General features: G+C 67.3%; 8 protein-coding genes. 6 read left to right on the top strand and 2 right to left on the bottom strand.

Annotated features, from left to right (window positions below):
• On the top strand, positions 1-414 hold a 414-nt coding region (locus ACE3Q6_RS20825), incomplete at its 5' end, for a hypothetical protein (RefSeq protein WP_374436692.1).
• Positions 415-578: 164 nt separating this feature from the next.
• On the opposite strand, the gene ACE3Q6_RS20820 is transcribed toward ACE3Q6_RS20825, so the two are convergent.
• Both ACE3Q6_RS20820 and ACE3Q6_RS20815 read right to left on the bottom strand, forming a co-directional pair.
• Positions 579-1,430 (bottom strand): sugar phosphate isomerase/epimerase family protein, encoded by an 852-nt coding sequence (locus ACE3Q6_RS20820; RefSeq protein WP_374436690.1) that lies wholly within the window; start codon positions 1,428-1,430, stop codon positions 579-581.
• The gene (locus tag ACE3Q6_RS20815; protein WP_374436688.1) at positions 1,427-2,380 is read right to left on the bottom strand and encodes a sugar-binding transcriptional regulator; all 954 of its coding nucleotides are present in this window, start codon (positions 2,378-2,380) and stop codon (positions 1,427-1,429) included. The genes ACE3Q6_RS20820 and ACE3Q6_RS20815 overlap by 4 nt, the downstream gene beginning before the upstream one ends.
• A 130-nt stretch (positions 2,381-2,510) precedes the next feature.
• On the opposite strand from ACE3Q6_RS20815, the gene ACE3Q6_RS20810 reads away from it, so the two are divergent.
• The 5 genes from ACE3Q6_RS20810 (at position 2,511) to ACE3Q6_RS20790 (ending at position 8,385) form a co-directional block, all read left to right on the top strand.
• The gene (locus ACE3Q6_RS20810) at positions 2,511-4,004 is read left to right on the top strand and encodes a ribulokinase (protein WP_374436686.1); all 1,494 of its coding nucleotides are present in this window, start codon (positions 2,511-2,513) and stop codon (positions 4,002-4,004) included.
• Positions 4,001-5,038: a thiamine pyrophosphate-dependent dehydrogenase E1 component subunit alpha gene (locus ACE3Q6_RS20805; protein WP_374436684.1), complete on the top strand. Its 1,038-nt coding sequence runs from the start codon at positions 4,001-4,003 to the stop codon at positions 5,036-5,038. The genes ACE3Q6_RS20810 and ACE3Q6_RS20805 overlap by 4 nt, the downstream gene beginning before the upstream one ends.
• On the top strand, positions 5,035-6,033 hold the full coding sequence (locus ACE3Q6_RS20800; RefSeq protein WP_374436682.1) for an alpha-ketoacid dehydrogenase subunit beta: 999 nt from the start codon (positions 5,035-5,037) through the stop codon (positions 6,031-6,033). The genes ACE3Q6_RS20805 and ACE3Q6_RS20800 overlap by 4 nt, the downstream gene beginning before the upstream one ends.
• Entirely contained in the window at positions 6,021-7,205 is a 1,185-nt protein-coding gene (locus tag ACE3Q6_RS20795; protein ID WP_374436680.1) for an alpha/beta fold hydrolase, read from the top strand. Before ACE3Q6_RS20800 ends, ACE3Q6_RS20795 begins: the two co-directional genes overlap by 13 nt.
• A gap of 199 nt (positions 7,206-7,404) precedes the next feature.
• Positions 7,405-8,385, top strand: coding sequence for an autoinducer 2 ABC transporter substrate-binding protein (locus ACE3Q6_RS20790; RefSeq protein WP_374436678.1), 981 nt, complete (start codon positions 7,405-7,407; stop codon positions 8,383-8,385).
• Positions 8,386-8,411 lie beyond the last annotated feature (26 nt).

Raw genomic sequence — 8,411 nt, 5'->3', positions numbered from 1 at the left:
CATAACCTGAAGGCCGCAGGTTCAAATCCTGCCCCCGCAACCAAAATCTTGTATAACAATGTTTACGCCCCGCCATCTGGTGGGGCTTTTTGCAGTCGGGATACCAGCCTGCAAAAGCTCGACAATCTTGCCTTCCAGTTCGATCGAATGGCCCGCCACAGGCTCGTGCCGGACCGTGATGCGGTCGATAGTCGTCGGCAGAACCGTACGGCTCAAGCGACGGGTCAACGTAGTACGCCGCCCAAATCCGGTTCGTCGGTCCGCAGCATGCCAGCCTCAACCAGCCGCCGGGATGGCGCGCTGATGGAGCACTATGAGCGAGACGACGAACATTTTTTCCCTCAAGTTCGCGAGCGGGCCGTTCGGCTGGTTCTCGACAATGAGGCCCAACATTCGTTTACGTGTCCGGCCTGACCGCTCTGCCGCGAAATGAGCCGGACAATGCCCGCCGTCGAGAGTGGACACCCCGGTGATGGCGTGGCGCGTCGGACGAAGCGCTTTCGACGGACAAGGATAATCGGTCGAGAAAGAGCGGTTCAGGGTGAAGGATCCGACGTCGGGCATTGGAGATCAGGTATTCAGGACCAGAGCCGGTACTGTCGCGCCTTGTTGCGCAGGAAGGGCAGGCCGCGGTCCAGCACGACATCGCGGCTTTCCGCTACCGGGCGCCAGACCGACAGCCCGAAGGACACTTCGGGCGGCATGTCGATGAAGCTTTCCATCGCCATCCCGCCCGAGAAGCCCACCGCCTGCAGGGCTCCGAAGACCTCGTCCCAGCGCACGTTGCCTTCCCCCGGAGTGCCCCGGTCGCTTTCCGACAGGTGGATGTAGCGCAGGTGCGGGCCGGCATCGAGGATGCCAAGTGCCATGCCGCGTTCCTCGATGTTCATGTGGTAGGTGTCGAGGTGGATGAAGACGTTGTCCGCGCCCACCTTCTCGATCATCTCCACGGCCTGCCAGCCGGTGTTGAGGATGTGGTTCTCGTAGCGGTTCACCGGCTCGATCCCGAAGGCGATGCCCCTTTTTCGGGCGTGGGCTGCGGCGGCACCGAGCACGCGGGCCACGTTGTCGCGCTCGGGTTCTGTCGGCGGAAAGCCGGTGCGCTCGCCGATCCCGCCATAGGTGACGCCGGTCAGCGCCTGGGCGCCGATCGCGGCGCACTGGTCCAGCGCATGGGTCAGGAAGGCGATGGCGGCCTCGGGGTCCGAGGAGGCGCGCTTGCCCTCGGGCAGGCCGAGAGAGCAGACGGCGGCCATCCCCTCGCGATCGAGGAGGCGGCGGGAATGGTCGGTGTCGACCTTGTCGGGCGAGAGAAGCGCGATCTCGATGAAGTCGAAGCCAAGTGCCTTGCAGGCGGTGACGGCCCGTTCCGCCCCAGCCCGATCCCAGGCCATCGTCCACATCGAGGTATGGACGCCAAATCCCTTCATGCCGCTTCCTCCTGCAACAGCGCCCTGGCCAGGGGCTCATCCACGATCAGCCGGTTGACGAAACCCGCCGCCAGCACGGCGCGCAGCGCGGCCGCCTTGCCTGTGCCGGAAGACAGCACCACCACATCCGACCGATGCAGATCCTGCAGCTCGATAGAGGGCGCGCGCAGGTTTAGGTCGGTGGCTGCAAGGCTGCCGTCGGCGGCGAAGAACTTGCCTGTCGTGTCTGCGACGGCCCCGGTGGCGATCAGGCCGGCGGCCTCGTCCGGGGTCAGGATGCCGCTCGATTGCAGCAGCGCATCGGCGGTACATTCCCCGACCGAGATCACCATGTGATCGGCCGCGCGCGCCACGTCCAGCGCCTCGCGAACCAGGCGCTGCCGCCGGATCAGCGCGGCGTCCTCAGCGCTGTCAGCCAGAAAAGGCGCGGGCAGGAACACGGCCCGCGCCCCGGTGAGCGCGGCAAGGCGCACGCAGACGTCGAAGGGCGAAGTGGCAGACGTGTGGGTCATCGATCCCATCAGCGACACGAAGCACAGTTCGGGATTGCGCAGGCCGGTCAGCGCATCGGCCATCGCCGCCATCGTACGACCCCAGCCAACGCCAATGGTGACCGGCCCCTCGCGACCGATCCGCGCGAGCCAGCTGGCGGCCAGCTGCCCGACACCGCGCCGCCCCGCGGCCGCATCGTCGCCCGTGTTAGGGGCCACCATCGCCTCGGTCAGCCCGAAGTGCTGGATAAGCCGGTCGGCCCGCGCAAGAGTGCCCGTCGTGCCGTGCTCGATGCTTATGCGAACAAGGCCCAGATCGCGCGCATCCTGAAGAAGCCGAAGCACCTTGAACCGCGACAGGCCCATGCGGCGGCTCACCTCTTCCTGGCTCATCTGTCCGACATGGTAAAGCCAGGTTGCCTGGACCATGTCGTCCGTATCCTTGCCTCCCGCCGTCATCCAACCTCCGCCGTTTCACCGCCATCTAGCCACTTGACAGAGGCCCACGTCAATGCATATCAACAAATGTGCGGCCATTGCACATAGTTGCAGTTACAGCATTGCAGTTGCAGAAACCAAGGCGCAAGGCATGACGTATGTCATCGGCATCGACGGCGGAACCGAGTCGCTGCGAGCGCATGTCTTCGACCTTGCCGGGCGCTCGCGCGGGGTGGGTAAGGGGCCTTACGTCACCACCTTCCCGCAGCCGGGCCAGGCCGAGCAGAACCCGGACGACTGGTGGCACGCTGCGGGCGTTGCCGTACGCGAGGCGATGGCGGCGGCCGGAGTGACTCCAGGCCAGGTTTCGGGTCTGGCATGCGACACAACCTCCTGCACCGTGGTCGCACTTGATGCCGAGGGGCGACCCCTGCGGCCCTGCCTGTTGTGGATGGACGTGCGCGCCCATCACGAGGCGGCCGAGGTCGCGACCTGCGGTGACCCGGCACTGCGACTGAACGGCGGCGGGGAAGGGCCGGTCAGCCCGGAGTGGATGATTCCCAAGGCGCTGTGGATCAAGCGGCACCAGCCCGAGCTTTGGTCGCGTGCTGCGATGGTGGGCGAATATCAGGACTACCTGACCCTGCGACTGACCGGGCGCTGGGTCGCCTCGTTGAACAACGTCACGATGCGCTGGCACTACCAGACCGGCCACGGCGGCTGGCCCCTGTCGCTTTTGGACAGGCTGGGGCTGTCCGACCTCAAGGACCGCTGGCCGTCCGAGATCGTGGCACCCGGACAAGTGATCGGCCCCCTGACAGATGAGGCCGCGCGGCACCTGGGCCTGCGGGCGGGGTTGCCGGTGGTGCAGGGCGGAGCGGATGCCTTCATCGGAATGATCGGCTTGGGCGTGACACGGCCCGGCGACCTCGCGCTGATCACCGGCTCGTCGCACCTGCAGCTGGGCGTGGCGGAACGGTCGGTTCATGCTCGGGGGGTCTGGGGCACTTATATGGATTGCGTCTATCCCGGCCTGCCGATCATCGAGGGCGGCCAGACCTCGACCGGGTCGGTTATCGCTTGGTTCAAGCGCAACTTCGCCGAACATCTGGACTTCGACACCCTGAACGCCGAGGCTGCCAAGCTGCCTCCGGGAGCCGAGGGGCTGCTCGCGGTCGACCATTTCCAGGGCAACCGGACGCCCCATACCGACGCGCTGGCGCGGGGGGCGATCACGGGGCTCAGCCTCAAGCACACGCCCGCCCATGTCTACCGCGCGCTGGTCGAATCCGTCTGCTTCGGCACCCGCGCGATTGTCGACGCCTTCGGCTCGGCCTTCACCGCGCGACGGATCGTGGTGGCGGGCGGCGTCACGCGCTCGCCCTTCTGGCTGCAGGTCCATGCCGACACGCTGGGTCTGCCGCTGGAGCTGACTGAGGAACCCGAGGCCCCGGCTCTGGGCTCGGCGATCCTGGCTGCGGTGGGGGCGGGGCATTTCCCGACCATCGACGCCGCTTGCGCCACGATGGTGCGCACCGCCCGTCGGGTCGAGCCGGACATGGACGCCCATGCCGCTTACGGCCCGATTTATGACCGCTACCGCGCGGCCTATGCCGCCCTTAAACCCTTGCGAGCGCCGGAATGAACGCCCCTCTGCACACTGCAAACACCGGCGCCCTTTCGCGCTACCGCATGATGCGGCGCATCCGGTCCTTTGAGGAACGGGTGGGCGAGCTGTTCCTGAAGGGCGGCAGCGCGGGGTCGATGCTGCACCTGTCGATCGGAGAAGAGGCCGTCGTCGGCCTGACCTATGCCATGCGCGATGGCGACAGTTTCACCACGCATCACCGCGGCCACGGCGTCTTTCTGGGCCGCGGCGGCGATCCGAACCGCATGATGTCCGAGATCGCGGGAAAGGCCGACGGCTACTGCCGGGGCAAGGGCGGGTCGATGCATATCGCCGATCGGGCGCTGGGGCATCTGGGCGCCAATGCAATCGTCGGCGGCGGCATTTCGCATGTCGTGGGCGCGGGGCTGACCTACCGCAATCGCGGCTCCGGGCAGATCTCGGTCGCCTTCTTCGGCGACGGCGCGATGAGCCAGGGGATCCTTTACGAATCGATGAACATGGCTGCGCTCTGGCGGCTGCCGGTGATCTTCTGCTGCATCAATAACCAATATGGCATGGGTACGAGGGTCGACCGCTCTGCTGGCAACCGGGACTTTCCGGCGCGTGCGGCGGCCTTCGGGCTGGCAGCGGCGCGGGCCGATGGCGCGGATGTCGAGGCGGTGTATGACGCCGCGCGCGACCTGGTCGCGGATGCTCGGGAGGGTCGTCCAGGGTTCCTCGAGATCGACGCTTACCGTTTCTTCGGCCATGCCCGAATGGACAAGTCCCCCTACCGCACCCCCGAGGAAGAGGCCGAGGGCCGCCAACGCGATCCGGTCGCCCATGCCCGCACCCGCTTGTTGACCGAGGGGCAGGCGCCCGAGGGCGATCTCGCCCGGATCGACTCTGAAGCGGGAGTCGAGATGGACGCGGCGCTTTCCCACGCGCTGGGGGCTGGAACTCCGGCGCTGACGACGATGTTCGAGGACGTCTACGCCCCCGGAACGCCCGCCCCCCGCCCGCAGGCCCGCCGTCTGGCCGCCGTCCTCGCCGAGGAGATCAGGGCATGACCGAGACGACCTACCGCGAAGCGATCCGCCAGGCGCTGCTCGACGGAATGGAGGCCGACCCCTCGGTCATCCTGATGGGCGAGGAAGTTGGCCTGTACGGTGGCGCCTATGGGGTGACCAAGGGGCTGATCGACCTGTTCGGCGCGGACCGGGTGATCGACACTCCGATTTCGGAACCGGCGATCATCGGCGCGGCGATCGGAGCGGCGATGACCGGCCTGCGCCCGGTGGCGGAACTGATGTATGTCGACTTCGCCGGCATGGCGATGGACCAGATCGCCAACCAGGCTGCGAAAAGCCGCTACATGTTCGGCGGCCAGATCGGCGTGCCGATGGTGCTGCGGACGCAAGGCGGCACCGGGCGCTCGGCCGCCGCCCAGCACAGCCAGAGCCTTGAGGCGTGGATGCTGCACACACCCGGCCTGCGGCTGGTGATGCCGGGCACGGTGAACGACGCCTACCACCTGCTGCGTGGCGCGATGCAGCAGCCCGACCCCGTGGTGGTGATCGAACACAAGGGGCTTTACACACTGAAAGGCGATCTGGACACCGCCCGCCCCGATGCGCCTTGGGGCCAGCCCGCAACCCACCGCGCCGGGCGCGACCTGGTGATCCTGACCTACAGCCGGATGTTGCACGAAAGCCTCGCCGCGGCCGACCGTCTCGCCGCTGCCGGGGTCGAGGCCGAGGTGATCGACCTGCGCTGCCTCAATCCCCTCGACGAAGCCCCGCTGGTCGAGGCCGTCCGCCGCACCGGCCGGGCGATGGTGGTGACCGAGGCCGTGCTGACCGGCTCGGTCGCCTCGGACATCGCCGCGCGGCTGGGCGAGCTGTGCTTCGACTGGCTGGAGGAACCGATCCTGCGGCTAGGCGGCGAGGACATTCCGATCCCGGTCTCGCCCGCGCTGGAACGAGGCTCCATCCCGTCGTCCGACCTGATCCACGACACGGCTCTGTGGCTGGTGACACGAAAGGCGCCGTCATGGGCCGCGTGACTCTGACCCTGCCGCGCCTTGGCGAGACGATGGAAGAGGCGCGGGTGACCGCCTGGCTGGTCGCGCCGGGCGAGACCTACAAGCGCGGCGACGTGCTGATGGAGGTGGAGACCGACAAGACCGTGGTCGAGGTCCCGGCGATGGCCGATGGCACGCTTGCGACTCAGCTGGTGGCCGAGGGCGAGATGGTCGCATTGGACCAGCCCTTCGCCGAGGTCGATCAGGAGGGGGCAGCGGAGGTTGTGGTCGAGGCCGCGCCGGCCGCCGTGCCCGAACCTGCTGCCGCGCCGGTCGCGGTCGTGCCTGTGGCGGGGCAGGGCCTGCGCGCCAGCCCCGCGGCGCGGGCGGCGGCGCGTCGTGCCGGGGTCGATCTGGCTTTGGTCCCGGGCACCGGACGGAACGGGCGCGTGACGGCGGAGGATGTCCGGGGGCACGGCGGTTCCACTGTCGGGGCGGGAACGGTCGTCCTGCTGCACGGCCTGTTTGACAGCGCCAAGGGCTGGCGCGACCTGCCGCAGCGTCTTGCCCGGATGGGCCTGTCGGTTCATGCGCCCGACCTGCCGGGGCATGGCGCATCCCTGGCCCTGGCGCCCTCGGTCGACGCGATGGCGGATCAGCTGATCGCCGACCTGCCCGGGGGACCGCTTGCTCTGGTCGGCCATTCGCTGGGCGCCGCGCTGGCCGTGCGCTTGGCACGCCGCCTGGGTTCACGGGTGACGCGGCTGGTACTGATCGCTCCGGCCGGGGTCGGCGCGCGGATCAATGCCGACTTCCTTGACGGAATGCTGGCGGCCGGGACGACGGCTGCACTGGCGCGGGCGCTGTCCTTGCTGGACGCGGGGACCCTGAGCGATGTCGCCGCAGCCGAGGAACTGGCTCGCCTCGCCCCCCGGCGCGAGGGGCTTTCCGGCCTTGTCCGGTCTCTTGCGCATGCCGGGATACAGCAGATCGACGTGACCGCCGACCTGGAACACCTGGCGTGCCCGGTCTGCGTAGTCTGGGGCACGGCGGACCGAATTCTGGACTGGCAGGCCGTCGCCGCGCTGCCGTCACAGGTCGCCATCCACCTCGTGCGCGGCGCGGGCCATCTGCCGCACCTTGCCGCGCCCGCCCTGGTCCCCGCGCTATTGGCGTCGGCGGGTCCCGTCGCGGAAAGGAGGTCGGCCATCTGAGGCGCAGACCGCAACTCCGCCGGAACGGGCGCACGCAATAGGGACCGGAGGAGATCCCGCGTCGTCAAGACTCTGATCGGATAGAAGAAAATTTTCGTCCACACAGAGGGAACGACAATTGGAAAAGTGGCGGAAGCCACCTAGCTTGAGTGTAAAACATCAATCAACATGGCCCACGTGGCCGCAAAGGGAGGAAGACATGAAACTGACCAAGACCGCCGCAATCCTGGCTGCCTCGGCCTCGCTTCTGGCGATGCCGGCCGCAGCTCAGGACGCCAAGAAGATCGCCACCGTGGTGAAGATCGCTGGCATCCAGTGGTTCAACCGGATGGAGGAAGGCGTCAAGCAGTACGCCGCCGACACCGGCGCCGACGCCTTCCAGGTCGGCCCGGCCCAGGCCGACCCGCAGCAGCAGGCTGCCCTGATCGAGGACATGATCGCCCAGGGCGTCAATGCGCTCGCTGTTGTCCCGATGTCGCCTGAGGCGCTGGAACCTGTGCTGAAGCGCGCGATGGATGCGGGCATCACCGTCATCACCCACGAGGCCGCGGCCCAGCAGAACACCAACTATGACCTCGAAGCATTCGTGAACGAGGACTTCGGTGCCAATCTGATGGAGCAGATGGCCAAGTGCATGGGCGGCGAGGGCGAATATGCCGTCTTCGTCGGCTCGCTGACCAGCCAGACGCACAACCAGTGGGTCGACGGCGCCATCGCGTACCAGAAGGCGAACTATCCGAACATGACGCTTGTCGGCGACAAGAATGAAACCTTCGACGACCAGCAGCAGGCCTATGCCAAGGCGCAGGAGGTGCTGCGCGCCTATCCGAACATCAAGGGTATGCAGGGCTCGGCCTCGACTGACGTTGCGGGCATCGGTCTTGCGGTCGAAGAGCGCGGACTGGAAGCGCAGACCTGCGTCTTTGGCACTTCGCTGCCCTCGATCGCAGGGCAGTACCTGGAAACCGGCGCGGTGGACGGCATCGGCTTCTGGGATCCCTCGGTGGCAGGCTATGCGATGAACAAGCTCGCGACGATGGTGATGAACGGCGAGACGGTGACCGACGGCATGGATCTTGGCCTGCCGGGTTATGAGAAGGTCAAGCTGGATGGCAAGGTCATCTATGGCCAGGCTTGGGTCAACGTGAACAAGGACAACATGGCCGACTATCCGTTCTGATCGGGTATTAAGGACTGCGGGGGGCG

The sequence above is a fragment of the Tabrizicola sp. genome, from assembly GCF_041913445.1.
Taxonomy (GTDB): Bacteria; Pseudomonadota; Alphaproteobacteria; order Rhodobacterales; family Rhodobacteraceae; genus Tabrizicola.
The sequence above is the reverse complement of the archived record's forward strand: the minus strand, read 5'-3'. Positions and strand labels throughout refer to the sequence as shown.